We start from the raw sequence: 26,185 nt of genomic DNA on the forward strand, positions 1-26,185 counted from the left end.
CACATCACCAGAGCTTGATGTCGGGGGGACCAATGCATCACCATAGGCTATTCGCGTTTTCGCTGGCTGCGTTCATCGGAGGCCAGCATGCGGCTGTCGCCGCAGATATTCCGCTGACGCCCGCCGTACCTGAGTTTGACAGGCAGGAGATCAAACCGGATGGATGGCGTTTTAGTGCAAGTCCTTATTTCTGGGCCGCTGGCATCAGCGGCACTGCAGGGCAATTCGGGTTGCCTCCTGCAAAAATGCAATCAGATTTCGGCAGTCTTTTCAATGACCTGGACTTCTCGTTCATGGGTATCATCGAAGGGCATTATGATCGCTACAGTCTGTTCAGCGATATCATTTATACAAAAATATCGACAGGTGGTCAGACCCCTCTTGGTGTATTCAGCAAAAGCGTCGATGTTACATCTCAAACCTTTTCCGGCTTTTTCGGCGGAGGTTACAGTCTGCTTGAAAATGGAAGAAGCCGTCTTGATGCTGTGGCGGGAGGACGCGTCTGGTATGCAAGCACGGAAATCTCCTTTAATGGCGGATTGTTCGACGGACACAGTGGACGCGACAGCGCCGCATGGGTTGACGCCGTCGCAGGCATAAGGGGAAAGTATTTCCTCACAGACAATCTGTATTTCAGTGGTTGGGGCGTCGTGGGGGCCGGACAGGCAAAGATCGATTGGGACGTGGCCGGAACAATCGGATACCAATTCAGGGACAACCTGTCGGCAGTCGCAGGCTATCGCGCACTTGGTGTCGACTACAGTCACGATGGCTTCGTCTACGACGTGGTTCAAAAGGGGCCAATATTGGGGATGGTGTTCCATTTCTAGCTCTGGCGAACGGAAGGGAAAGCGGCCGTTCTCCTATGGAGGCCGCGTTCACCGTTGTTGTTGATCGGTCTTGCGCATCAAAGAAGCAGCAATTTCTTCACGAGTGATAATACCTCTTTGAAGGGTAGTTTTGTCGCGCCCGCCACCGCGAAAGGAATGAGGGCTGCGGCCGCAACCGGCACCACGGCGCTTCTATCAACGAGGACAGTTGAAAGCTTGCGTGTCGCGTCATAGAGCTTGCTTGGGTCCGAAAGCTCCGTATCGGTCTCGTCCGCGGAATCGGAAAACACGTTCCGGCCAAGAGTCTTCCGCTCCGCAGATCGACAAAACTGCGTTGCCTGAGCTGCCAGCAATGAAAGGCTTTCCTCCTTCAATCGAAGAAGTGGAGGGGTGAAGGCAGATAGCGGATAGGCGAAGAAACCGATGACGATCGCAAGCCAACCGCTCATGACCATACTGAGCATTGTTATGGAGGGATCTTCGTGGGCCAGGCTCTTGGCGACGACCGACGCAATGCCGCAGCTCAATCCAAAGACAAAAATGGCGTAGGCATTGGGATAGCGTCCCAGAAAGGCCAATCCGCCCTTGCCGTCGGGGTGGGTTGCAACCAGCCGGAGATCAAGCTTTGCAAGTTTGCGCAGCATGCGCGCCCACAAGAGGTGCCTCCATCCTCCCCGCGCAAGAAGAAAGACGAACAATGGAAGGCTGACGCAGATCGACCACCAGCCGGCAAGCGTCACACGATTGCTGGCGGCGAGATGTTCGACCGCCCACGACGATGCTTGAGCCGCGTGGAGGTTAAGATAAGAGAGGATCGAGGCGAAAAGCGCCAGGACCAGGCAGGCAAACTCAGCCATGCGGGAATCGCGTTCGCGAAGCGTAGAGGCTACGATGCTTGCGGCGGCCGGGATGAATGTCGGAGCGATGATGGGTGTGCGCACAAGATGGGACAGTCTTGCCTTCAGGCCCGCTTCGACCTGTTGTTCGGCCAGAACAAATGCACCGATCCCGATGAAGAACTTTGCCCATACTCCGAGATCGGCAAGATAGGCTTCGGGACTGTGCTCCAATGAAAAATTGCGCGGCAAGCCAAGCAGAAAGGGGCCTCCCCAGGCCAAGGCCACAAACAGGGCGGCACGGGGCCCGACGCGGAGCGTATTGTGGCGAAGCAATTTCAGTTGCCGTTGAAGTTCGAAAAAGGGCCCGCCATGGGAGACAAGAAATTCCCCGAGATCAGGCGCGCCACTCGAGGGCGGATTTTGCGTATTCGCGGGGCTCTGGTTCGACGTATCGTTCATTTCCCAATCCATTTGTTGAAAGAGCGACCCTCGACAACACCAGCTGCGATCTCAGGGCGGCTGTGCGGGCGGCCGAGCAATTCAATGGGCATGAGCATGCATCAGGACGCGAACAGCCATAAGCCATCGCATCCTCTTTTCTCTTGTCACAAAGTTGATACAAGGCTTTTGAACGGGACATTGTGTCAAACCGCACAATCGGGAGAAGAAAATGGCGCGTATGTCACGAGCGAATGCGGAACGCATCATGTGCGAGGCCGGCTGGCTGGCTCAAATGCCCGAAGCCTTCCGGGTCCGCTTGTTCCAAAATGCGCTGCTTCAGAAATTTGACGCAGGCCAGGTCATATTCCGTCCCGGCGACCCGGCCGGCGGCATCTATGGTCTCGTCTCAGGAACTGTGACGGTGGATACCGCACCCCTCGACTCAACGCCGCGCCTGATCCATATCGCCGTCCCCGGCGGATGGACGGGCGAAGACAGCTTCATGACCGGGAAGCCGAGACGGATAGAGCTGTTCGCGCGCAGTGAGACATGGGTGATGCATGTGCCACTTGAGACGATGGAGCAGATGGCCGCCTCCGATCCCGACAACATTCGCGCTTTCGGCGTCATTTCGATCTTGGCGGCCGACAAGCTTCTCAGGATCGTGCATGATCTGCAGAAAAAAAGTGTCAGCTCCAGGATCGCTTCAGTCCTGCACCGCATGTCATGGGCGACGGACGTTCCGATTTCCGTTTCCCAGGAAAATCTCGGTATCCTGACAAACACCTCACGCAAGCAGGTCAATAACGCCATCCAACGTTTCATTGAGGCGGGTTGGATTGAAACCGGTTATCGCTCCATAACCGTCACCAATCCCCTGGCTTTGCGGCGGCATGCCGAACAGGACGTTGTGGACTGATCTGTTTCAGCGACCGGAGCGCTACGGCGAAACGTCGAGTTCTGCTGTCGCCGTTCGCATGCCATGCTCGATCGGTCTTTTCATTCATTTTACGATGGCCCCAAGATCATAAACTTAGATGGCGGATATTGTTTAATCACTATTAATCACTATGATTAAACATGACGACATGGAGCTATCCGATGCAAACAAAAGTACTGACTGCGCATGTCCCTCTGCCGCTTGCTCAGAAGGTTGACGAACTGGCTGGCCGATTGGACCGGTCAAGGGGCTGGATTGTAAAACAGGCCTTGGCGGCCTGGATCGAACAGGAAGAGGAACGGCATCAACTGACACTTGAAGCCCTTGCCGACGTTGACGCCGGCAACGCGATAGATCATCAGGCTGTGAAGGCCTGGGCCGCAAGTCTTGCAACAGATAAGCCGCTGCCTGTTCCGCGCTGATGCAAATCGAATGGACCCTTGCCGCACTGTCTGACCTGGCACGGCTTTATGATTTCCTTGAGCCCGTCAATCCAGCTGCTGCTGCGCGGACGGTTCAATCACTTACCGCGGCGCCGGAACAGTTGCTGCTTCATCCTCGCCTGGGTGAAGGGCTTGATGAATTCCAGCCGCGTGAGGTTCGCAGGATTCTGATTGGCCGTTACGAAATACGCTATGAGATCCAGAACCTGACAATCTATGTTTTGCGGATATGGCACACGCGTGAAGACCGTTGAATGATGAGGGTTTGTAGCGCTGATCGGCAAACGCTGATTTTTGTCTTTGATGAAAACCGCTTGGAGGCGAGCACGACGCGGTGCCCAGTACGATAGCAGTACTGCCCACGAGACATTGTGTTCTTCAAACAGCGTGATATTTTTTGCAGCAGGCCCGTTTCAATCGGTCTGTTGCAGAGAATGCATCTGGATGGGAGGCACTGCAAGAGTAGCAAGCCGCATGAGCTCCGACTGCCGCCGGACGCCGGTCTTTTGAAAGATATTGTTGAGATGAGTTTTGACCGTCGTCATGGCGATACCCAGCTCTTCCGCTGTGTCCGCAAGTGTGCGGCCGGCCACCAGGCAGTTTGTCACCTTCGTTTCAGCGGGTGTCAGTTTAAAGGCCGCTGCAAACGTGACAGCAGCATGCTTGTCGTCGGAATTTGCATCGATGAATACCGCGGCGACAGCCGCAGGATGTAATCTTGTTCTCACATCGCCACCGGTCATGGGGAGAACATGCGCGAACATGGGGTGCAGGTTGGTCTCTGTCAGCCGGATAGAAACGCCTGTCCGGCCAAGCTTGGATTCATCGCGTGATGCAAGCTTGATTGCTTTTTGCAATTCGTTGTTCGCCGAGCGCGAAGTAGCGATGAGCGAGCCGCCATTGCTCACAATGGGATGCCGGTTCAGGAGCATGTCTTCCGCCGACCGGTTTGCGTGCAATATTGCTCCACGCTCGCTGATCAACATGACCGCGTTGCGAAGTGCGTCCAGCGTTTCTGCCATGCGGTCCCGCTCTACTGTTCTCACGTCAAGAACGTTACTGATCGTTACCGCACGGCGCAGATGCGGCAACAAGAGCATGCCGTCTTCAATTTCATGCTTGGTAAAAATCCCGCGCCGATTTTGTTTGGCAAGTACCAGTTCCGAGAAATGTGCGGGTGTTGAAACCAGAAAATAATGGGCGATGTCTATGATGCCAAGTGGTTGCAAACATTCACGAACATAAGCCGAATTCTCAGCTTGGGACGCCGGAATTTCAATGGAACCGACAAACGGTTGATCCAGTGATGTTTGGCGTAGGAGCCATGGAGTCAGTTTGGCGTGGATCTCCGGAAGATGTTTATTCCGTTGTTCCAGCCAGTATGGTTCCCAGCCCGTACTCCGATTGATCAGGATGCGATCGCGTTTAATATCGTTGAGCGATAATATTCCGTGCTCGCATTCGAGCGCCTGTGCCACCTCAGCCAGCGTGTTGTCCCATCGCTGTGGATCGAGAGCGCAGTCATATATTGATCCGATCAACGCAGACAATTCCTGGTTCGATAGTGTTGTCACTGCCGTCTCCCTCGCCACAAGATGATCTGGTTTGGCGAAAAGGCACGCCTTGCCTCCCCCAAACCTATGGATGTACCAACCCGCCTCCGGAAATATAGTAGGCCGGAAGCGTTCATCGCGGTAGAGGGCCAAGGAGTTCAAAAAATGGGAAGAAGAGTGATGCAAGCAATGGGCGTTGCTTATTGTAAATAGTGCCGTTCAGGGATGAAAGCTGTAGAAGGTGAGAAGAATTAATATTGGTGCGTTATTCTCGGTTCCCTGATCTTTAAAGGTAAATATATATTCCTGTGCGGTTATATTCTATACAACGGTGGTTTTCTATTGGCGTCATCGAATGTGCTCCGATGCCGGTATTTTCTGCCATAAACGGGCATGCCGGATGAGTGGAATACCGCGATCAGATGGCTCGCTCACTGCTGAACAAAGTGGCCTTCCGTTACTTCCACATAATCACGCCGGGGTGCCTTGTAGCCGACAGGACGCACGGGGCTTTTCAATTCGCTGACGACGGTGTTGCGTTTGATTGCGCGCCGGGCCGGGTCGGGGACGGGGACGGCGTTCATCAATGTTTTCGTGTAGGTGTGTTGCGGGTTGTCGAAAACTGCGGCGCGCGGTCCGATCTCGACAATCTCGCCGAGATACATAACGGCCACGCGGTGGCTCACCCGTTCGACAACGGCCATATCGTGCGAAATAAACAGGAATGACAGGTTGAAATCCTGCTGCAGATCAAGGAGCAGGTTGACCACCTGCGCCTTGATCGACACATCAAGCGCGGACACCGACTCATCAGCGACAATGACCTTGGGATCAAGCGAAAGTGCCCGGGCAATGGCGATACGCTGGCGCTGCCCGCCGGAAAACTCGTGCGGATAGCGGTTGAACATGTCGGCAGACAAGCCAACCCGTTCAAGCAGATCCACGGCTTTCTCGCGCGCCTGCTTCTGGGTGCCCAGCCGATGGACGATGAATGGCTCGGCAATGGTTGCGCCGACGCTCATGCGCGGGTTGAGGCTGGCGAAGGGATCCTGAAAGATCATCTGGATGCTCTTGCGCATAGTGCGCAGAGCTGTCGGGTCAAGGCTGAGGACATTGGCGCCGTCGAGGAGCACCTCGCCGCTGTTGGGTTGCACGAGACGTGTGATGGACCGGCCGGTGGTCGATTTTCCGCAGCCGGATTCGCCAACGAGGGACAGCGTCTCGCCCTGGAACAGGTCAAACGACACATTCTCGACCGCATGAACCGCACCGGTCTTGCGCGAGAACAAGCCGGAGCGGATATCGAAACGGGTGGTCAGGTTCCTGACTTCGAGGATCGGTGTTTTGTGCCTGCCGACCGTATCGGCCGCTGCGGCTGGAATGGTGGTTTCGCCGGTTTTGATGTCGACAATGGGAAAGCGCAGCGGCCAGTGCTGCCCCTTCATGGACCCGAGGCGAGGCACGGCTGAAAGCAGTGCCCGCGTATAGGGATGCTTGCCGCGATGAAAGATGTCGGCGGTCAGTCCGCTCTCGACCGCTTCGCCGCGATACATCACAATGGTGCGATCGGAGATTTCGGCGACCACGCCCATGTCATGGGTGATGAAGAGGACCGCCATGCCTTCCTCTTCCTGCAGGACCTTGATCAGGTCCAGAATCTGTCCCTGGATCGTGACATCAAGGGCCGTCGTCGGTTCATCGGCGATGAGGAGCTTGGGGCGGCTTGCAAGCGCCATGGCGATCATGACCCTCTGGCGCATTCCGCCGGAGAACTGATGCGGGTACTCATCGAAGCGGGCCGCAGCATTGGGAATGCGGACCTTTTCCAGCAGACGTATGGTTTCGGCCCGCGCCTCCGTCGGTGTCATCGCGCGGTGACAGGTCAAGGCCTCCGAGATCTGCCGTCCGATGGTGAATATCGGGTTGAGGCTGGTCATCGGTTCCTGAAAGATCATCGCGATGTCATTGCCCCGGATATCACGCATCTGCCGGTCAGAGAGTGACAGCAGGTTCCGGCCGTTGAGGATGACATTGCCCTCGATGCGGCTGGTTGCCTTTGCCAGCAGGCGCATGATGGAGAGCGATGTGACGCTCTTTCCCGAGCCGGATTCCCCGACGATGGCAACGGTCTCGCCAGGCATAACCTCAAAGGACACGTCGCGTACCACGCTTTTCCAGCTGCCGTCGACGAGGAAGGACGTGGTCAGTCCTTCGACTGACAGCACGGGGCTGGTTGCGGGTGCCGTCAAAGGGGGCATCGTCATGCTGTCAGCGTCCTGCCGCATAGGCCTGCATCAGGCGCGGAGTGGCAGCGGCGCGCAGCAGTCCGTCTGCTTCGCGTTTCGCCGCGGTCAGGCGGCCCACGGTCCACGGGTCCGCGGGGGTGATCAGATGGCCCTTCTGCTTGAGCGCGTTCAATGCGTCCGCTCCGATGCTGGTCTCGATGGTGATGTTTCCAGGCTCGCTCGTGCGCGGATAGAAGGAGCTTGGGAAATGCGCCGTGTGGAACAGCGGCTGGTCGATTGCTTCCTGGAGATTCAGGCCGTGATGGACATGGCGCAGGAAGAACGGCAGCTGCCATTGGTCCTGCTGGTCGCCGCCTGGGGTGCCGAAGGCCATGGCTGGCCGCCCTTCAAACAGGGCGATGGTGGGGGTCAGCGTGGTGCGGGGGCGTTTGCCGGGCGCAAGCGATGTCGGCAGTCCCTCCCGCAGCCAGAACATCTGTGCGCGCGAGTTGAGACAGAAACCGAGACCGGGAATGACGGGCGAGGATTGCAGCCAGCCGCCGGATGGGGTGACCGAGACCAGATTGCCGTCCCGGTCAATCACGTCGATATGGACTGTATCCCCGCGCTTTTCCGACAGGTGCGCCATGGTCGGTTCATAGACAACACCGCCGCCCATGCCCTTCAACATCTGCATGGTCAGGTCATATTGTGCGTCAAAGCCCGGTATCCTGCCCGGTTGAAGCGTGCGGGAGGCTTCTCCCGTGATCAGCTTGCGGCGCTCATCCGTATAGGCATCGGACAGGAGATGGTCGATCGGCACATCGGCGTGCATTGGATCGCCGTAATAGACTTCCCGGTCCGCGTAAGCGAGTTTCATCGCCTCGACCACCGTGTGCACGAACTCCGCGCTGTTCGGGTCCATGGCCGCAATGTCAAAGCCCTTCAGCAGCGCAAGCGATTGCAGCAGGGCAGGTCCCTGGCCCCACGGGCCCGTCTTGGCAACGGTCCAGCCGTGATAGTCGTAGGTTTGCGGTGCTTCGATCGTTGCGTGCCAGTTTGCCATGTCGCCGGCGGTCAGGACTCCCCTGTGGCGATTGCCGCTGGCATCCATGACTTCGGCGCTGTGCAGATAGCCGGCAATATGCTCGGCGACAAAGCCGCGATAAAACGCATCGCGCGCGGCTTCGATCTGGCTTTCGCGTTCCTTCCTGCTTTCAGCTTCGGCAATGATGCGCTTCCAGGTTGCCGCAAGGACCGGGTTTTTGAAATTGGCATGCGGCGCCGGGGCCGCACCGCCCGGCAGCCATGTGGCGAAGGAGGTCGGCCATTGCGTGCGAAAAAACTCTCCCAAACCGCTGATGGTCGCGGCGACACGCGGCAGAACGGGGTGCCCGTTTTCGGCGTAATGGATCGCCGGTTCCAGCACGTCCCGTACCGACATCGTGCCATAGTCGCGCAGCATCAGCATCCAGCCGTCGAATGCGCCGGGTATGACGGTGGCCAGCAGGCCATCGCCGGGGATCAGATCCAGTCCCTCGCGCTTGTAATGGTCGATCGTCGCGCCTGCCGGCGCCGGTCCCTGTGCGCAGATGACTTCAACCTTGTTTTTCTTCTTCGAGTAGAAGATTGCCGGCATGTCACCGCCAGCACCGTTCAGGTGCGGTTCCACCACCTGCAGGACCATGCCTGTTGCGACGGCCGCATCAAACGCATTGCCGCCCTTTTCCAGAATGCTCATGCCGACGGCGGTGGCGATCCAGTGGGTCGAGGTGACAACGCCAAAGGTTCCAAGAATCTCGGGCCGGGTGGTGAAACGGGTCATAGTGTCGTCCTTTCAGATATTATGCTTCGCGCGGATCGAGGGCATCGCGCAGGCCGTCGCCAAGGAGGTTGAAACCGATAACTACGAGAAAGATGGCGGCACCCGGCCACATGGCCATCCAGGGTGCCTGGGAGAGGAAGTTCTTGGCGACATTGAGCATCGAACCCCAGCTTGGGGCGGGAGGCTGCTGCCCGAGCCCGAGGAAGGACAGGCTGGCCTCGGCAATGATGGCGGTCGCGATGGTGAGGCTTGCCTGTACGAGCAGCGGCGAGAACACGTTTGGCAGGATGTACCGCGTGATGATCCGGTAGTGGCCAAGCCCGACGGACCGCGCGCCTTCCACATAGTCTTCGGTTTTCACGGTCAGCACCTGTCCGCGGGTCAGCCGGACAAAAAGCGGCATGGCGGAAAACCCGATGGCGATCATTGCATTGCCAAGGCTTGGTCCAAGAAAGGCGGCAAGCGCAATGGCCGTGATGAGGAACGGCATGGCCAGAAATGCCTCGGTGATGCGCGAAATAATGACGTCGATCCAGCCGCCGAAATAACCGGATATCAGCCCCAGCGGCACGCCGATGGCAACGGCGATGCCCACGGAGAATACGCCCGCCATCAGTGAAGCGCGGGCGCCCCAGATCATGCGTGAAAGAATGTCCCGGCCGATATCGTCGGTTCCCAGCCAATGCGCGGCGGAAGGAGCTTTGCGAATGGCGGACCAGCTGGTGGCGACAGGGTCGGCGATGGGCAAAAACGGCGCCGCGACGGCGAGGATCAGGAAGATGCTGATGATCACAAGCCCGGCGAGGGCACTCTTGTTCGCCTTCAGTTTTTTCCACGCACGGTTGCCTGAACGGCTTTGCGGGCGCGCCGCCGGTATTGTCTGCTGTATCGTCATAGCGCGGCTCTCATTCTGGGGTTGAGCAGGATGGAGAGCACGTCGGCGACGAGGTTCATCAGGATGAAGCCTGCCCCGGTGCACAGGACAACGCCTTGGACAACCGCGTAGTCCCGGTTGAAGACCGCATCGACGATCAGTTTGCCGAAACCGGGGATGGTGAAAATCTGTTCCGTCAGCACGGCGCCCGCCAGCAATTCGCCAAAGAGAAGCGCGGTCATGGTGATGATGGGAAGGAGCGCGTTGCGGAAGGTATGCCGCAGAATGACGGACCGTTCGGAAACGCCTTTGGCGCGGGCTGTGCGGATGTAGTCGGCACCCAGCACGGTCAGCATGGACGAGCGCGTGTGGCGCATGAGGGTTGCCGCCAGTGCCAGCCCGAGAACGAAGGCCGGCATGATCATAGTCTGCAGCGACCGCAGCGGCTCCCGGAAAAACGGTTCGTAGCCCGATGCGGGGAGCCAGCCCAGTTTCACCGACACCAGCAAAATGAGCATGATGCCCATCCAGAAATTGGGCACGGAGAGGCCCGAGAGCGCAACAATGTTGGCGATGTAGTCGACAACGGTATTCTTCTTCACTGCGGCTATTATTCCGATGGGCACGCCGATGGCGAAGGCGAAGGTCATGGCCATGATGGCCAGTTGGATTGTCACGGGCAGCTTTTCGGCAATCAGGGAAAGGACAGGCTGGTTGGTCCGCAAGGATATGCCGAAATCTCCCCGGAGGGCGGAGCCCACCCAATAGAAATACTGAATGATGACGGGGTCGTTCAGGCGGTACTTGTCGCGCAGGAGTTCCAGCACCTGCGGATCGCGTTCTTCGCCGGCCATGGCGAGAATAGGGTCACCCGGCAGCAGCTTTTGCAGCGAGAATGCAAAGATCGATATGATGATCAGTGTCGGTATGGCCAGCAGAAGCCGCTTTCCGATGTAAGTGTACATGGGCTGAAAATCCTGACGCATCGCCTGGCGGCGAGGCTGCGGTACTCTGCAGTCTCGCCCCAAGCCGTTTCGTTAGCTCTTCTTGACGCCCTGCAGGCGGATCATGCCGTCAGGGGTTGGCACAAAGCCCGTCACATTCTTCTTGAGCGCCCAGATCCAAGCCTGATGGCCAAGATAGATAATGGGCATATCGTCATTGAGAATCTGCGCTGCCGCATCGTATTTCTGTTTGCGCACGGCGTTATCCGTGGAACTGCGGGCCTCGTTGAGAAGGGTGTCCACTTGAGGGTTGCAGTACTTGGCATCATTGATGGCACCCTTGCAGGTGACAAACTCGCGCAGATTGCCATCCGGATCAACACGTCCTGACCAGTCGGCATGGCCAAATTGGAATTTCCCGGCGGGCAATTCTGACTGGAGTGTCGCGAACTCGGTTGTCTTCAGTTTGACGTTGAACCCGGCCTCCGCAACCATCGATTGAATAACCTGCATTCTCTGCATGGTCACCGGATTATTGGGCGTTGAAAATTCGATGTCGAGCGTTGCAAAACCAGCCTCTTTCATCAGGGCTTTGGCCTTTTCGACATCGCGGGCCGGTACGGGAATATCCTTGTCATACCAGGGACTGTTGGGCGGAAAGGGCTGGTTGCCGGCAACCGACGTGCCTTCGTAAACAACCTGGTTGACAGCTTCGCGATCAATGGCCAGCGAGAAGGCCTGTCGCAACCGCTTGTCCTTGCCGAATGGATTGTCGGCGCGCGGGCCATTGCCCACATTGGCGATCATGGCCAGATATCCGACACCGATCGCATCGGCATAGGTCAGTTTCGGATCCGCTTTGACGGCTGCCGCGTCCGTGGCGGCGAGACGTTCCAGCATGTCGAGATCGCCGGACTGCAGGTTGGCAAGACGGACGGTCGAGTCCGGAATTGGCAGGAACGTCACCTTGTCGATGAAGACGTTGGCCGCATTCCAGTAGTGTGGAAATTTCTCAAGCACGATGCGATCCTGCTGCACGCGCTCGACGAACTTGAAGGGACCGGAGCAGACCGGTTTGTTGCCAAGGTTCGCCCCCAGTTCTGCTGCGGCCTTTGGCGAAACCATCATGCCGCTGCGATCCGACAGCTGCGCAAGCAGGGACGCATCGGGACTCTTGAGAGTGAATTTGACCTGATAGTCGCCCATTGCCTCGACGCTCTTCACGGATGACAGTTCGCTCTTGCGGCGCGATTCCGGCAGTGTCTGCGAGCGCTGGATGTTGGCGACGACGGCCGCGGCGTTGAACGGCGTCTCGTCATGGAAAACCACGTCCTTGCGCAGGTTCATGGTCAACTCGGAACCGTCATCGGACCATTTCCAGTCCGTGGCCAGCTGCGGTACGATCTCCAGTGTGGGGCTGACATCGACCAGCTTGTCGCACAGGGCCGTATAGACGATGCGGCCAACGAAGGTTCGCGACTGGGCCGGGTCGAGGACGTCGGCGTCGTCCTGAAGGCCGATGCGCAATTCACTGGCGCTCGCGGGTGCCGCAATGAGAATGCCGGCTAGCAGGCTTGCAAGAAGTCTGGTCTTTTGCATTGAAGTTCTCCTCTTTTCGTCAGAGCGGTGAAATCCGCTTGTTTGTTCCGTGTTGATGGCCGGTTATTTTCCGGTCCTTATCGCGATGGTGGTCCGTGCCTGCGGTATTTATCCGGGCTGCTTCGTTTCGAATCCGTCCAGCGATGTCAGGCGGATCAGCCATTCCTGCAGCATCAGCAAGTGCTGGCGCATTGCTTCGCCCGCCTTCAGCGGGTCGCGGGATTCGATGGCGTCGATGATGGCTGAGTGATGGTCGTAGGATGTGGCCGCAGCGTTGTTGCCACTGCGCGCGCGCTCACGGATGACCTGCCATGCTTCGTCCTGGCGAACCCGGTTGACGACATCGAAAATGGTCAGAAAAAACGGGTTGCCGGCGCTCTGGGCAATTTGCCGATGCAATGAACCGTCCCACAGCTCGTGCGAGTCGGCGTCCTGGCTTTCGCGCGATTTCAGCGCCAGTTCACGCATGCGGTCGATATCGGTTTTTTTGGCCCGCATGGCCGCGAGCTGTGCCAGCTGCGGTTCTATCCTCAGGCGGACCTCCATGATTTCCATGAAGTTCGTCCCGGCGATAATGGTGTCGACGTGCTCGCCCCAGCCATCGGGTTCGCGTCCGGCAAATGTGCCTTGGCCCTGCCGCCGCCATATCCGGCCTTCTGCCTCCAGCACTTCCAGTGCCCGTCGGACCGAGCGGCGGCTGACGCCGAGTGATTCCGACAGCGCGCGTTCAGTTGGCAATTTGCCGTCTTTTCCGAATTCGTCGGATGCAAGAAGCCGCCGCAACCGGTCAAGCGCGTAGTTCGAGTTTTCCTGAGACTGGTTGCTTGCCATGCGGTATTGGTCCGGACCAATTATGATATTGGTTCAGTCGACGGTATTTTTCCGATGGCGTCAAGATGTTATTTTAAGCATTTATGCCTCTGCTCAAATTGTGGGCATGTGCGTACTGGCTAACTCCTTGGAATCAGACGTTTTGCGGCAGAAACTTTTGTTCGCGACTTGCCACTTTGACGCCACGTTTTTTACATCGGTCTGACATGAGGCGCTGGTAGGAATCCTTGACCGAAGCGAAACGGAATCGGTGACGAAGATGCGCGCCACACCTGATCAATGGAATCCGCACTGGGCCGTACATCCCGGCGAGCATCTGGCGGCCTGTATCGGATCGCATGGGCTTTCGCGCGAGAGATTCGCCCGGGTCACCGACATTCCCGTGGAAACCATCGATGCAATCATTGGCGGTCAGCACCCCATTACGCTCGATATCGCCATACGCATCGAGCGTTCGCTGGGCATCATGCCGGATCTCTGGTTCATCCTGCAGTCGAAATGGCATCGCCAGCAGAAGGCGTCCTAGCTCGCTCAGAATGGGGTCATAGAAAAGTTGCGATGTCTTCCAGCCGCCGTTTTTCCGTCGCATGCGCGGGAATGGTTGCGCCCGGACTGGGATAGCCGACAACCAGCATGATATAGGGCTTGTCCTGTGCGGGGCGCCCGCAAATCTCGTTCAGGAATCCCATGGGGTTGGGTGTGTGGGTCAGCATGGCCAAGCCGGCCTTGTGCAGTGCGGCGATGAGAAAGCCGGTCGCGATGTTGACCGATTCCGGCACGTAATAATTCTTGCGCAATACCCCGTCGGCGGAGCGGCTCTTTCGTTCGCCGAAAATGCAGATGAGCCAGGGAGCGTCTTCTAGAAAGGGTTTGCTGCTGTCGGTTCCCAGCGGTGCCAGTGCCTCAAGCCATTCTTCACCGGCACGGCCGGCATAGAAAGCCTGCTCCTCTTCTTCCGCAGCAATGCGGATCTGCCGCTTGATAGCGGGATTGCCGATGACGGCAAAATGCCATGGCTGGTGATTGGCACCATTGGGTGCTGTGCCCGCTGCAAGCAGGCAGCTTTCGATGATATCCCGAGGTACTGGCCTTGTATCGAAATCCCGCACGGTATGACGACGGCGAATTTCCTCGTAGAAATCAAGCGCATTGCGGCGCATGAGGTCGACAGGAAGTTCCTGATAGTCCGGCAGGGGGATCGGTTGATAGGCCGCGGGCTTGGTTTGGCTCATGGTGAAATCCTCGCATATTGTCCGCTTATATTGTCAGACAATTTCTGCGAAGCAATCCCTCTTCGTATAGGAGGCTGGCCTTTATCCCTAATCGGCGGTGAAATGGTCGTCGGCCAGCGACTGTATGAGTGTGCGTGATGCTTCTATATGGTTGAACATGATAGCCTCGGCGCGCTGCAGCTGTCCGTCAAGAATGGCTCTTACCAGTGCCTGATGCTGGGCATTGGAGTTCAACACTTCCTGGCGGTGAACCAGCATACGGAACTGCAGCCAATAGATGGAGTTGTTGAGGCGTCGCAAGGTTTCCGCCAGAAGTGCGTTGCCGGCGCTTTTCACAAACAAACCGTGAAACTCTTGGTTCAGATCCGAGAATCGCTGCATGTCGCCGCTGGAAACCGCTTTATCCAGCTCTGTCTGCAGGGTCTCAAGCTTTGCCGGCTCGGCCAGGATGACCGGAGCCGCCAGACGGACGGCCAGCACCTCAAGCGCCCCGCGAACCTGAAACAGCTGATCCACACCCTTGCGTGACAATTGTCTGACCGTTACCCCGCGATTGGGTTCAAAGGCCAGGAGACCGTCGGAAGCCAGGCGTTGAAAGGCTTCCCGGACCGTCGATCGCGATACACCGAGGCGCTGGGTAAATTCGCTTTCCGTCAGGCGCTGACCCGGAGCCAGATTGCCTGAGCGAACGCGCGCGGTAATGGCGGTGACCACGTTTTCAACGGTGGAAGCGTGTGCATGGTCACGCATGGTGCGATATTGCCTTCATGTCGTTGTCTGTACCGGGCCTGTGCCGAAGCGCATCGGAACCAGATTCTAACTCTGGCCTGCGCGGCGCTTTCGGCGAAGGCTGAAAAACAGGATGATCGAGCCCTCGGCAATGAACAAGACGACGGATGCCCAGAAGCCGACATGGATGGGATCGTAAGGGGTTCCGCGCAGTGCATAGCCAAGGCAAAGAAACGGCGTGTTCCACAGAAATGTGCCGACCGCGGTGGCCAGGGTGAATGAGCGCGGATCGAGCCGCAGAACGCCTGCGGGCAGTGCGAGGTAGATCCGGACGGTAGGAATGACCTGTCCGGTCAAGGTCACCCAGAAATGATTGCTGCGGTACGAATTGGTCAACCGTTCGTAGAAGGCAGGCTTGAGGAAAACATATCGGCCGTAACGCGCGACGATAGCCTTTGCTCTCTCCGGTCCGAGCAGCCATCCCAGAGAAAACCAGCCCAAGGCCCCGGCAGCGGAACCGATTGTCGTGACCAGAATGGCCAGGCCCAGGCCGCTGCCATCGGGCACCGTCATTCCCAGAAGCATGAACAGGACGTAGGAAGGAATGACCGGAATGAATTTCTCAAGCAATGCCAGAGATCCAAAGCCGACGAGACCAAAGCTCAGGAGTGTCGCGATGGTTGCGGGTGCTTCGGCGGCTATATCGGCTGCAGGCATTCAAGTTCACGATCTTTTATGCCGGGGTCGGCGGTGTAGTGTCTTTCCTCCAACACGGGCCCATCGAGGTCCTGTTGCGCCAGAACCTCTACGGCAATTGTAGCATAACTTCCAGAGCAATGTGCTGGCGCCCAATTCAGCCCGTCAGGCTGTACCGGAAATAATCATGGTTCGCAGCAAAAACTAGGGATGGCCGATCTTCGGCCCGATATGCGCCGGAATTGGACATTGATAGGGGCGTCCTTCGGTTTTTTCCAGCCATTCCGCCTTTGCCTGGGCCAGAAGATCGGGGTTGAGGATGAGATCAAGGCCAGTTGAAGCCAGGGACTTTGCGGCGTGAGCAAAAGCCTTGTGCGCTGCCGGGCTTTTGCCCTGGGCCACCACCTGCCAGGTATGCGGCGCAGTGCCGATCGCCCATGCGGGCGCCCAGCACTGCGCGGTCGGCGTGACCCAGCTGACGTCGCCGACGTCGGTCGAACCGGCGCGGAAATGCGATTCGCCTTCAAAGTCGCGCAGCCCGAGATGCAGCGGGCTTGAACCGTCGACCTTGCCGTTGAGGAATACGTCTTTCTTGATCTGATAGAGCCGGACACTGCTCTTGATGGCTTCCGGTGTCAGCGTGTTCTGTATTTCCTGGGCGAAGGCAACATCCCTGTCGTCAAACGGGACCGGACCAAGATCGACCATATTGGCGTGGATTGCACTTTCGAGAGTGATGTTGGGCAAAAGGTTTGTTGCCGCCCGGTCAAACACGATTTCGACCTCTGTATCCGTCATCATCGCCGCGCCCTTGGCGATCCGGTCAACGCGCGCCGCCAGATCAAGCGCCACCGGCAGTTCCGGCGCGCGCACCAGATAAAGCGCTTCCGTGCGGGATTGAACCACATTGGCGGCTTTCCCGCCGGCGTCGGTGATGGCGTAGTGGACACGGCAATCCTGCGGCATGTGCTCGCGCAGGAAATTGACGCCGACATTCATCAGTTCCAGTGCATCGAGCGCGCTGCGGCCGAGATGGGCGCCGTTGGAGGCATGGGCCGCCACGCCCTTGAAGCGATAGTAAATCTCCAGCACCGCCAGATTGTTGGTGGACCGCACGCCGTTGAACGGCGCGGGATGCCATGTCAGCGCGGTGTCCACATCATCGAAGGCACCCGCACGGGCCATGAATGTTTTTCCCGAACCGCCCTCTTCGCCGGGGCAGCCGTAATAACGGATCGTGCCCGGCAGTTTGTTGTCCGCCAGGTGCTTGGCAAGGGCAACGGCGGCGAGCATCGAGCCGGTGCCGAGCAGATTGTGCCCGCATCCATGCCCCGTGCCCCCGGATTTCTCCGGTTGCTCAACGGCGATACCCGCCTTCTGGCTCAATCCGGCAAGGGCGTCGAATTCACCCAGAAAGGCGATGACCGGCTTGCCATGACCGGACTCGCCAATGAATGCCGTTTCGATATCGGCGATTTCACGCTCGATGCGGAACCCATGCTTCTCCAGCATGGAAATCTGCGTCTGCGCTGAATGGCGTTCGGAAAAGCTCAGCTCCGCATAGTCCCAGATGGCGTCGCTCATGACAGCAAATTCAGGCTGCAACCGGTCGACGGTTGCAGCAATGGCTGCAACAGTTTGCTTGTTGGTCATCATGTCTTCCCTTTGGTTGTTCAATGTCCGGGCACAATGGCCCGCAAACAAACCTTCGAATTAATCGTCGAGCGATACTTCCCAAACCCGCGCATTGGACTGCCACACGGGCGTGCCGTGCACCTTCTTCGATGCGCCCCAGAGGTCCATCAGGTCATAGAGGAAGATGCCCGGTACATCCTGCAGCATGAGTTCGTGAAACTGGTCAAAGATGGCCTGGCGCTTGCTTTGGTCGGCTTCCCGGTAGGCCGCATCCATCAGTTCGATCGCCTTGGGGTTGTCCCACATGAGGGAGGCATTCTTGTCCTTGTTGCCGACATAGAAACTGTACATCAGCGCCGGATCAAGACGCGGTGTCACCGACTGCGAGATCACCTGATAGTTGCCGCTGCGGCGGCGGTCGACCTGCGTGGCGTAGTCAAGCACTTCGATCTGCACATTGAGGCCAACCTGCTGCATCATGGCCTGCGCGACAACGGCAACGGGATAGCTTGGAACATTGCCGCGCTTGTTGGCGATGATCTTGATGACTTCGCCCTTGTAACCGGACTCGGCAAGCTCTTTCTTCGCCTTTTCAAGATCGGCGGCAATGCGTTTTTTCTGCACGTCGGAATAGTAGATCGAGTCCAGCGACACCATGGAGGCATTGGCGGCACCCGTGCCATTGGAAACGGCCCCGACCAGATCGTCGAGATCGAGGGCTGCGGCCATGGCGCGGCGAACGCCAACCTTGCTCAAAACCGGATCACGGGTCTGGATGTAGAGAAGATTCTTGCCGTTGTTGCGCTTCATGATCAGCTGGATCGCGCCATTGTCCTTCAGTTCAGGAACGAGATCGGCGGGTACTTCCGCCGCATCCAGCGCCCCTGACAACAGCCCCGCCTTGACCGTGGAAGCATCGGGAACCGCAGTGAACTTCACGCCATCCACCAGCGGGCGCTTGGAGCCAACCATGCCATCCGGTTTGCCGTCATTCGGCGGCGACACGTACTGGTCGAATTTTGCCAGACGGACATATTCGCCGCGTTTCCATTCACCCCATTTGAATGGTCCTGTGCCGATGGGAGCCATGAAACTGCCATCGGCGGCGATTGATTTGGGACTGATGATGCCGGTGTAACCGCATTCCGGCCGTGCCATGAGGCCGAGGAAAACGGCCGAAGGCGATGCGATCTTCATGGCCACCGTATGGGCGTCGACCGCCTCGATGCCGGTGACCTTGACGGTACGGCTGCCATCGAAATCAGCGCGGCACGTCCACTTGGTATCCTCTGCCATGTAACGGTTCCAGTTCCACACCACATCGGCGGCGGTCAGCGCGTCGCCATTGTGGAATTTCACATCGTCGCGCAGCGGGAATGTATAGGTCAGGCCATCCGCCGACACATTGACGGATTGGGCAAGAAGCGGCTTCACATCGCCGTTCTCCGTATAGCCCACCAGCCCTTCGACCAGATGAAATATGACGGAGTCGGTGTTGCCGTCGCGGTTGACGCCGGGGACGTTGCTGCGAATATCCGAGCTTTGCGCGACATTGATGTCACGGGCCTGAGCGAAGCCGCCGGCCGTCATCAGGATTGTTCCTGCGAGAAGTATTTTTTTCATGTTCCACTCTTTTTCCATGGGTTCAGGCGTCCAGCCGCCATTTGAGTTTGACGCCGCCACTGTCGTTGAGATCCAGTGCGGGAATGGCTGAAAGCAGTTTGCGCGTATAGGCCTCCTTCGGCGCGTCAAAGATCGCGTTCCGGTCGCCCTGTTCGATGATCCGGCCGTCCTGCATGACGATCACGCGGTCGGCGATCTGCTCGACGACGCCAAGATCATGGCTGATGAACAGGCAGGAAAAGCCGTAGCGCTTCTGCAGGTTTGAAAAGAGATCGAGAACCTGCGCGCGTACGGTCACGTCCAGGGCGGATACCGGTTCGTCGGCAATGAGAAATTTGGGTCGCCGGGCAATGGCCCGGGCGATGGCAACGCGCTGGCGCTGACCGCCGGAAAGCTGGTGCGGATAGCGGCGGGCAAAGGCCTCGCCGAGGCCGACTTCCTCAAGTGTCTCGGCGGCGCGCTGCTTCTTTTCAGCCGCTGTCAGACGGGGGATAAGCCGCAATGCTTCCTCGACAAGCGAAAGAATGGTCATGCGTGGATCGAGCGAGGAGTAGGGATCCTGAAACACCATCTGGCAGTTCATGCGGTAATGGAACCAATCATTGTCGCGGCGCTTGCCCTGAAACAGGACCTCGCCGCTGGTTTCCTTGACCAGTCCGGCAATGGTGCGGCCAAGTGTGGTTTTCCCCGAACCCGAGCCGCCGACCAAAGCCACCACCTCGCCGGGATGGATATCGATGCTGATGCCATGCAGGGCGCGTTTGGCAGCACCCTTCTTGAACAGGCTTCTGCGTCCGGGATAGTCAACGACGATATCGCGCGCCGAAACGATCGGGTTGACGCTTGTGTCGATGGCCCGAACGTCGCCGCGGAACGGCAGGGAGGACAGAAGCTTGCGCGTATAGGGATGCTTCGGTCTTGAGAGGATTTCCTCGGTCGTTCCCTGCTCGACCACCACACCCCGTTCCATCACCACAAAACGATGGGTGTAGCGGGCGACCATCGGCAAATCGTGGCTGATCAGGAGGACGGCCGTTCCTTGCTCCTTCGTCAGTTCAACCATCAGTTCCATGACATCGCGCTGGACGACGGCATCGAGCGCGGTTGTTGGTTCGTCGGCAATCAGCAGGGCCGGTTTCAGGAGCATGACCGAGGCCAGCATGATACGCTGGCGCATGCCGCCGGAAAACTCGTGCGGATAGGCGGTCAAGGCGCCCGCCGGGTCCTTCAGGCCGACGCGGGTCAGCATGTGCAGGATGTTGGTCCGGCGTATCTCGGCTGTCTGTTTGGTGTGGAGAATGAGCCCTTCTTCCAACTGGCGGCCAATGGTCATCGATGGATTGAGGGAGGTCATCGGTTCCTGAAAGACGACGCCGATTTCACCGCCGCGCAAACGGCGCAACGTGCGGTCACCGGCCTGCAGCGTATCCTGACCCTTGTAAACGATCGAACCGCTGGCATGCCGGATGCCCGGCGCAATCAGTCCGATGATCGACCGTGTCGCCAGTGTCTTGCCCGATCCGGATTCACCGACGATGCCGACAATCTCTCCGGGCGAGACATCGAAGCTGACATCTTTGACAACGGCGCCGCCATTGTGGATGACCTCAAGCGTCAATCCGCGAACGCTGAGCAGTGCGTTTTGATCGCTCATTTCAAACCTCTCATGCGGGGATCGAGCTTGTCGCGCAGCGCATCGCCAAGCAGGTTGATGCCGAGAAGGGTCAGCGCGATGCAAAGGCCGGGAAAGAAGCCAAGCCAGGCTGCCTGTTCGATGAACGGCCGGCCGGCGGCAAGCATGTTCCCCCACGTTGGCGCGGGGGGTGGAACGCCAAGGCCAAGGAAGCTCAGCGCACTTTCCGAAAGGATTGCCCAGCCGAACATGGACGTCGCAAGAACTGTAATCGGTGCCAGGCAGTTGGGCAGGATGTGGCGCAGGATCGTATAGATTTCGCTGTTGCCCATGACCTTGGAGGCTTCGATGAATTCCCGTTCGCGCAGGGACAGGACGGCACCGCGCACGATACGTGCCATTGAGGGGGTGTAGGCGATCCCAAGTGCAAAGATGATGCCGTACTGGTTGGCGCCGAAAACCGCGAGCAGCCCGAGGGCGAGAAGAATGCCGGGAAAGGCCAGCAGTGCATTGTTGAACGCCATGATGATGCCATCGGCCCAGCCGCGGGCATAACCGCTGATCAGGCCGATAAGTGTACCGAAGAACACGGCAAAGCAGACAGTGGCAAAGCCGATCCAGACACTTGCCTGTGCCCCGACCATCAGCCGGCTCAGGACATCCCGCCCGAACTCGTCCGTGCCCAGAAGATGCGCGCCGCTCGGTGCGGCGAGACGCGCGGAAAAACTGAGCTTCATCGGATCGAACGGCGTCCAGAACATGCCGATGGCCGCGACGATAAAGAGGAGGGTGATAATGGTGCCGCCAATCACCCCGTTGAATGTAAGCTTTTTCATTCTGCCACCACGCGCGGATCAAAGAGTGGATAGAGAAGGTCCACGACGAGGTTGACCAGAACATAGGCAACCGCGACCAGCAGGAGACAGCCCTGAATAACGGGATAGTCGCGCTGGAAAATGCTGTCGACGAGCAGGCGGCCAAGGCCCGGTATGGAGAAGACGGTTTCAATGACGGCGATGCCGCCAAGCAGATTGCCGAGAATCAAGCCGATCATCGTCCATGTCGGACCGAAAGCGTTCTTGAAGGCGTGACGCCAGAGAACGGCCTGTTCCGACAGGCCTTTGGCGCGGGCATGGGTGATGTAGTCAAGGCGCAGAACTTCCAGCGTCGATGCGCGGGCCATGCGGATGATCACACCCATCTCATGGATAAAGAGAGTGGCAACCGGCAAGGCCATATAGATGAGCCCGGCCTTCCAGTCGGTTGTCACCGAGACGTAACCGAGCACCGGCACCCAGCCGAGTTTCAGCCCGAAGAAAAGCAGCAGCAGAAGTCCGAGCCAGAATGTGGGAATGGACAGGAGAACCGTTGCCGTGCCGACAAGGGCAAGGTCGGTGAGGCTGTTCTGTTTCCATGCCGCGATAACACCGGCCGGGACAGCGATAATGCTGGCAATGAACACGGCAAGCACAACGATCTGGGCGCTGATGAAAAAGCGCGAGAGCACGAGGTGCAGGACGGGTTCACCCGTGACGATGGACTTGCCGAAGTCTCCGTTGAACAGGTGGCCGACCCAGATCATGAACTGCATCGGTATGCTCTGGTCGAGCCCCAGCGTGGAACGCAGGGCGGCGATCTGCTGCGGTTCGGCAAGATCCCCAAGCATCAGGGCTGCGGGGTCACCGGGAATGAGGCGTATGAGGGTGAACACTGCCACTGCCACGATGACAATCGTGGGCACAGCCATTAGCATTCGGCCGAGTATAAATTTGATCACGTGGTTCCCATTCTGCTCTTTTGGCTGCGGGGGAGTTTCCCGCAGTCATCTGGCCATTGTGTGCCGGACTATGAGCATATGTGAAAACCATGCGCAATATTATGAGTAAATGTCATAGTGTTATGCAAACGGGTACTTGCGTGCCGGTCATCGGGGCTACCCATGCCGCTGACGGAACCTGTGTGCTTTCAGTTTTGCGGCCCCTCGACATTTCGAAGCATGTGCTTCATCCGCCTGCTGAGCGCTTCGGCAGCGATGGAAAGCGGAACGCCAGCCGCCTTGGCAAGGCCAAAGCTCTGCGTGAGCGGCGGATCGAAGGGGCGTATGACAATCCTTGCATCCTTGGTCAGGTGCGCAAAGAAGCTGTTGATGATCGCAATCCCAAGCCCATGGGCGGCATAGGAAAAGGCGGAATTGTTGCTGTGCGTTTCAATCTTGACGGTCTGCGTGACACCGGCCTGGCGGAAAATCTCGTCGAGTTTCATGCGGGTGGGCCGGTTGCGACCGGTCAGGATCAAAGGAATATTGCGTAAATCCCTGGGTGTGACGATGTCCAGCCCGGCGAGAGGATGGCCGGCGGGAATGACGCAGACCTTCCGGCCGCTGACAACCACTTCAAGTTCGACACTGCTGCTCTGCTGGCCCTCATAGCGCAGAAAGCCAAAATCCACGATGCGCTGTTCTATGAGGCGCGTGATGGCGCCCGACGTGTCGAAGAATGTTTCTATGCGCACCCGCGGAAAGTCCCTGTCAAAATCCGCGAGAAGATCCGGGGTAAACTGGTCGGCAAGACTGTTGGGCAGGGCAATACGCACCGATTCGGGCCCAACGGCACCGCTACGCAGATCCTGCGCAAGGTTAGTAAAGCGGTCTATGCCGGCAAGGACAAGTTCGGCGTCATAGGCGAGTTTTTCCGCTTCGGGTGTCGGGATCAGCCGACCCTTGTCCCGTGCAAAGAGCTGCATCGACAGGTTGGCCTCGAGCTGCTGCAGCAGGCGGCTGACACCGGACTGGCTCAGGCCCATGGCGCGCGCCGTTGCGATCGTCGAGCCGGTGACGAGCAGGGTGCGCAGGACTTCGAGCTGCCGGACGTTCATTGGTTTCTCACAGGTCTCATGGACAGGGTGATTGTGTCTCGATTCGATGGAATAGGCTGAGCCTCGTCGAAGCTAAACTGTTAATTTTGCGTAAACAATCCTTCATGTGCCTTCAAAATGTCCCATTGGGAGGCGAATTGTGAATGGTCTGTCACTTGCGCATTCCGGCACGCCTTCACATGTGTTGCTTCAGGTCTATCGAATGAGATCGCCCGGCGATACCTTTTGTAACCTGTTGCTGAATTTGTGGGCTGGAGGATCGATTGCGGTGCACCGGTCACAATTTGAGAAGGAGAGTATGATGAAGAAGACACTTGCTATGGCACTTGCGACCACGTCGTTGGCAATTGCTGGCGCAACGGTTGCTGTTGCAGCGGATATGCCGGCGACCTACCAGGAGCCAGACGCGCGCAATGGCGTGAGGATCGGTTATCTCACCTGCGATATCGATGGCGGCGTTGGCTATGTGCTTGGGTCGGCCAAGGAAGTCGATTGTGTCTTCCGTTCGACAGTCGGCCGTGAGCGTTCGGATCACTATACCGGCGCAATCAAGAAACTCGGTGTCGATCTCGGCTTTACGACACGCAGCCGCCTCGTCTGGGCCGTGTTTGCACCGACCGCCGGGTATCACCAGGGGTCGCTGAGCGGCGTTTACCGCGGTGCGACAGCGGAAGCCACACTTGGCGCCGGTATCGGCACCAATGTGCTGTTTGGCGGTACCGCAGGCTCCGTTCATCTGCAGGCAATCAGCGTAACAGGCCAGATTGGCCTGAACATTGCTGCTACTGGCACGTCGATGACGCTTGCTTCGGCCAACTAGGATTGGCTGGTTTTCCTCGCGCTGCGGTGCGAGGGTTCCATTGAAATGGGCATCACCGAACAGGTTTCGGTGGTGCCCATTTTCTTTATGCGAGCCCGTTCAATGAACCTATACCAAGGTATAGGCGAGCCGAAACCAACAGCCGATATCCCGGCTGAACGGCGCGGCATAGGCTGGCGGCTGTAGACTGTTCTCACCGGGCAACCAGCCAAAACGGACTGACAGCACGATCAAGGCACTCCTGCGAAGGGGAGGCGCGGGCCGTTCATGGTTGCTTGTCCATCTCTTTCATCCCGTGGCTCACCTGGCCGAGGAGGAAACGAACATGACAATATTCAATCGCCGCGACGCTCTCGTAACATTGACGGCAGGGAGCATTGCCGCCGCTGCTTCGTCGAAGGCATTTGCTGCTGACGTACCGCAACCGCGCCGTGCTGGCGCCGGCGGTGATGATCCTGGGCCGCGCAATGTCGGGCGTGACATCCAGAACCCGGATATTCTCAACCAGCCCATCACCGATGCCGGGACCCTGCCGAATCTACGCTTCTCGTTTGCCGATGCACCAACCAAGGAATATCCGGCGGGCTGGACACGCCAGATCACCATCCGCGAACTTGGAATCTCCAAAAGCATCGCCGGCGTCGACATGCGCCTCAATGCCGGCGGCATGCGTGAACTGCACTGGCACAAGGAGGGGGAATGGGCGTTCATGCTCTATGGAAACGCCCGCATTACCGCCGTTGATGCCGATGGCAAGAATTTTGTCGGCGATCTCGGGCCGGGCGACATATGGTACTTTCCCTCCGGAATACCGCATTCCATTCAGGGATTGGGACCAGACGGCTGCGAGTTCCTGCTTGTCTTTGATGACGGAAGTTTTGACGAGGACAGCACATTCGTCGTGAGCGACTGGTTCAAGCACGTGCCCAAGAGCGTCCTGGGCAAGAATTTCGGCATAGCGGAAACGCATTTCAACAGCCTCCCACCACCCAGCGAACGCTATATCTTCCCCCTTCCCATCCCAGGCAGTCTAAAAAGCGATGAGATCGCTGGCGCCACGGCTGTCTCGAGCGGTTTGGTGCATCGAATGAGCGCGCAGGAACCGATCAAATCGAGCGGCGGCACGGTTCGTATCGCCGATTCAAAGAACTTTCCTGTTTCGAAGACAATTGCTGCAGCACTTGTTGAAATTGAGCCGGGCGGCCTGCGTGAACTGCATTGGCATCCGAACACTGACGAATGGCAGTATTACATCGAAGGCGTCGGACGCATGGGGGTGTTCGCCGCAAACGGCCATTCCCGCACATTTGATTTTGCTGCAGGTGACGTTGGCTATGTGCCGTTCGCCATGGGCCACTACATCGAGAACACCGGCGATACACCGCTCAGGTTTCTCGAAATGTTCAAGAGCGATCATTATGCCGACGTGTCACTCAACCAGTGGCTGGCGCTGACACCACCGGAAGTGGTTTCGGGTCATCTCAATTTCGATGCCGCAACAATGGCGGCGTTGAAAAAGAACAAGGAACCCGTGGTGAGCGGCGGCTGATGTGATTTCGCCGGCATACCCCGGAAGAACGGCATGCGGCATCCCGGTTA

General features: G+C 58.1%; 24 protein-coding genes. 7 read left to right on the forward strand and 17 right to left on the reverse strand.

All coding sequences use genetic code 11. The features are described from left to right. Window positions 1–32 precede the first annotated feature (32 nt). On the forward strand, window positions 33–830 hold the full coding sequence (locus ACTJJ7_RS17655) for a hypothetical protein (RefSeq protein WP_130272000.1): 798 nt from the start codon (window positions 33–35) through the stop codon (window positions 828–830). Window positions 831–907: 77 nt separating this feature from the next. Here ACTJJ7_RS17655 and ACTJJ7_RS17660 read toward each other — a convergent pair whose 3' ends face one another. Beyond that, window positions 908–2,128: a hypothetical protein gene (locus ACTJJ7_RS17660; protein ID WP_440968324.1), complete on the reverse strand. Its 1,221-nt coding sequence runs from the start codon at window positions 2,126–2,128 to the stop codon at window positions 908–910. Window positions 2,129–2,339: 211 nt separating this feature from the next. On the opposite strand from ACTJJ7_RS17660, the gene ACTJJ7_RS17665 reads away from it, so the two are divergent. The 3 genes from ACTJJ7_RS17665 (at window position 2,340) to ACTJJ7_RS17675 (ending at window position 3,747) form a co-directional block, all read left to right on the forward strand. Then, window positions 2,340–3,029, forward strand: coding sequence for a Crp/Fnr family transcriptional regulator (locus tag ACTJJ7_RS17665; protein ID WP_440968325.1), 690 nt, complete (start codon window positions 2,340–2,342; stop codon window positions 3,027–3,029). Window positions 3,030–3,211: 182 nt separating this feature from the next. Continuing rightward, window positions 3,212–3,472, forward strand: coding sequence for a CopG family ribbon-helix-helix protein (locus tag ACTJJ7_RS17670; protein ID WP_105733841.1), 261 nt, complete (start codon window positions 3,212–3,214; stop codon window positions 3,470–3,472). Continuing rightward, window positions 3,472–3,747, forward strand: coding sequence for a type II toxin-antitoxin system RelE/ParE family toxin (locus ACTJJ7_RS17675; RefSeq protein WP_105733292.1), 276 nt, complete (start codon window positions 3,472–3,474; stop codon window positions 3,745–3,747). Before ACTJJ7_RS17670 ends, ACTJJ7_RS17675 begins: the two co-directional genes overlap by 1 nt. A 159-nt stretch (window positions 3,748–3,906) precedes the next feature. Here ACTJJ7_RS17675 and ACTJJ7_RS17680 read toward each other — a convergent pair whose 3' ends face one another. The 7 genes from ACTJJ7_RS17680 to ACTJJ7_RS17710 form a co-directional block, all read right to left on the reverse strand. Beyond that, window positions 3,907–5,067 (reverse strand): helix-turn-helix transcriptional regulator, encoded by a 1,161-nt coding sequence (locus ACTJJ7_RS17680; protein ID WP_440968326.1) that lies wholly within the window; start codon window positions 5,065–5,067, stop codon window positions 3,907–3,909. 410 nt (window positions 5,068–5,477) lie between these two features. Further along, window positions 5,478–7,310 carry an ABC transporter ATP-binding protein gene (locus ACTJJ7_RS17685; RefSeq protein WP_440968327.1) on the reverse strand — a complete coding sequence of 611 codons (1,833 nt, stop codon included), beginning with the start codon at window positions 7,308–7,310 and terminating at the stop codon, window positions 5,478–5,480. A gap of 4 nt (window positions 7,311–7,314) precedes the next feature. After that, window positions 7,315–9,096, reverse strand: a complete 1,782-nt coding sequence (locus ACTJJ7_RS17690; RefSeq protein ID WP_440968328.1) for a gamma-glutamyltransferase family protein — start codon at window positions 9,094–9,096, stop codon at window positions 7,315–7,317. A 19-nt stretch (window positions 9,097–9,115) separates the two neighbouring features. Then, window positions 9,116–9,991, reverse strand: a complete 876-nt coding sequence (locus tag ACTJJ7_RS17695; RefSeq protein ID WP_440968329.1) for an ABC transporter permease — start codon at window positions 9,989–9,991, stop codon at window positions 9,116–9,118. Then, a complete protein-coding gene (locus ACTJJ7_RS17700; protein ID WP_440968330.1) occupies window positions 9,988–10,935 on the reverse strand; it encodes an ABC transporter permease in 948 nt (315 codons plus the stop codon). Before ACTJJ7_RS17700 ends, ACTJJ7_RS17695 begins: the two co-directional genes overlap by 4 nt. Window positions 10,936–11,007: 72 nt before the next feature. Further along, window positions 11,008–12,513, reverse strand: a complete 1,506-nt coding sequence (locus tag ACTJJ7_RS17705; RefSeq protein ID WP_440968331.1) for an ABC transporter substrate-binding protein — start codon at window positions 12,511–12,513, stop codon at window positions 11,008–11,010. 108 nt (window positions 12,514–12,621) lie between these two features. Next, a complete protein-coding gene (locus tag ACTJJ7_RS17710) occupies window positions 12,622–13,344 on the reverse strand; it encodes a FadR/GntR family transcriptional regulator (protein WP_105733297.1) in 723 nt (240 codons plus the stop codon). Window positions 13,345–13,603: 259 nt separating this feature from the next. Here ACTJJ7_RS17710 and ACTJJ7_RS17715 point away from each other — a divergent pair, with 259 nt between their 5' ends. Next, on the forward strand, window positions 13,604–13,870 hold the full coding sequence (locus ACTJJ7_RS17715; protein ID WP_440968332.1) for a helix-turn-helix transcriptional regulator: 267 nt from the start codon (window positions 13,604–13,606) through the stop codon (window positions 13,868–13,870). 16 nt (window positions 13,871–13,886) lie between these two features. On the opposite strand, the gene ACTJJ7_RS17720 is transcribed toward ACTJJ7_RS17715, so the two are convergent. From ACTJJ7_RS17720 to ACTJJ7_RS17760, 9 genes are all read right to left on the reverse strand, one after another. Continuing rightward, window positions 13,887–14,576 (reverse strand): nitroreductase family protein, encoded by a 690-nt coding sequence (locus ACTJJ7_RS17720; protein WP_105733299.1) that lies wholly within the window; start codon window positions 14,574–14,576, stop codon window positions 13,887–13,889. Between the two features lie 87 nt (window positions 14,577–14,663). Further along, the gene (locus ACTJJ7_RS17725; protein WP_440968333.1) at window positions 14,664–15,326 is read right to left on the reverse strand and encodes a GntR family transcriptional regulator; all 663 of its coding nucleotides are present in this window, start codon (window positions 15,324–15,326) and stop codon (window positions 14,664–14,666) included. A gap of 66 nt (window positions 15,327–15,392) precedes the next feature. Then, the gene (locus ACTJJ7_RS17730) at window positions 15,393–16,022 is read right to left on the reverse strand and encodes a DedA family protein (RefSeq protein ID WP_105733301.1); all 630 of its coding nucleotides are present in this window, start codon (window positions 16,020–16,022) and stop codon (window positions 15,393–15,395) included. A 183-nt stretch (window positions 16,023–16,205) separates the two neighbouring features. Then, window positions 16,206–17,654: a M20 family metallopeptidase gene (locus tag ACTJJ7_RS17735; RefSeq protein WP_440968334.1), complete on the reverse strand. Its 1,449-nt coding sequence runs from the start codon at window positions 17,652–17,654 to the stop codon at window positions 16,206–16,208. A gap of 60 nt (window positions 17,655–17,714) precedes the next feature. Continuing rightward, complete coding sequence (locus ACTJJ7_RS17740; protein WP_440968335.1) at window positions 17,715–19,259, reverse strand: ABC transporter substrate-binding protein; 1,545 nt, start codon at window positions 19,257–19,259, stop codon at window positions 17,715–17,717. A gap of 22 nt (window positions 19,260–19,281) precedes the next feature. Then, window positions 19,282–20,913 (reverse strand): ABC transporter ATP-binding protein, encoded by a 1,632-nt coding sequence (locus ACTJJ7_RS17745; protein ID WP_440968336.1) that lies wholly within the window; start codon window positions 20,911–20,913, stop codon window positions 19,282–19,284. Further along, a complete protein-coding gene (locus ACTJJ7_RS17750; protein ID WP_105733305.1) occupies window positions 20,910–21,728 on the reverse strand; it encodes an ABC transporter permease in 819 nt (272 codons plus the stop codon). The genes ACTJJ7_RS17745 and ACTJJ7_RS17750 overlap by 4 nt, the downstream gene beginning before the upstream one ends. Beyond that, entirely contained in the window at window positions 21,725–22,669 is a 945-nt protein-coding gene (locus tag ACTJJ7_RS17755) for an ABC transporter permease (RefSeq protein ID WP_105733306.1), read from the reverse strand. Before ACTJJ7_RS17755 ends, ACTJJ7_RS17750 begins: the two co-directional genes overlap by 4 nt. Before the next feature lie 188 nt (window positions 22,670–22,857). Further along, the gene (locus ACTJJ7_RS17760) at window positions 22,858–23,766 is read right to left on the reverse strand and encodes a LysR family transcriptional regulator (protein WP_440968337.1); all 909 of its coding nucleotides are present in this window, start codon (window positions 23,764–23,766) and stop codon (window positions 22,858–22,860) included. 301 nt (window positions 23,767–24,067) lie between these two features. On the opposite strand from ACTJJ7_RS17760, the gene ACTJJ7_RS17765 reads away from it, so the two are divergent. Beyond that, window positions 24,068–24,586: a DUF992 domain-containing protein gene (locus ACTJJ7_RS17765; RefSeq protein WP_105733844.1), complete on the forward strand. Its 519-nt coding sequence runs from the start codon at window positions 24,068–24,070 to the stop codon at window positions 24,584–24,586. Between the two features lie 325 nt (window positions 24,587–24,911). Beyond that, window positions 24,912–26,135 (forward strand): oxalate decarboxylase family bicupin, encoded by a 1,224-nt coding sequence (locus ACTJJ7_RS17770; RefSeq protein ID WP_130271970.1) that lies wholly within the window; start codon window positions 24,912–24,914, stop codon window positions 26,133–26,135. The last annotated feature ends 50 nt before the right edge of the window (window positions 26,136–26,185 follow it).

It is taken from the genome of Phyllobacterium sp. 22229 (genome assembly GCF_052056495.1).
GTDB lineage: Bacteria > Pseudomonadota > Alphaproteobacteria > Rhizobiales > Rhizobiaceae > Phyllobacterium > Phyllobacterium myrsinacearum.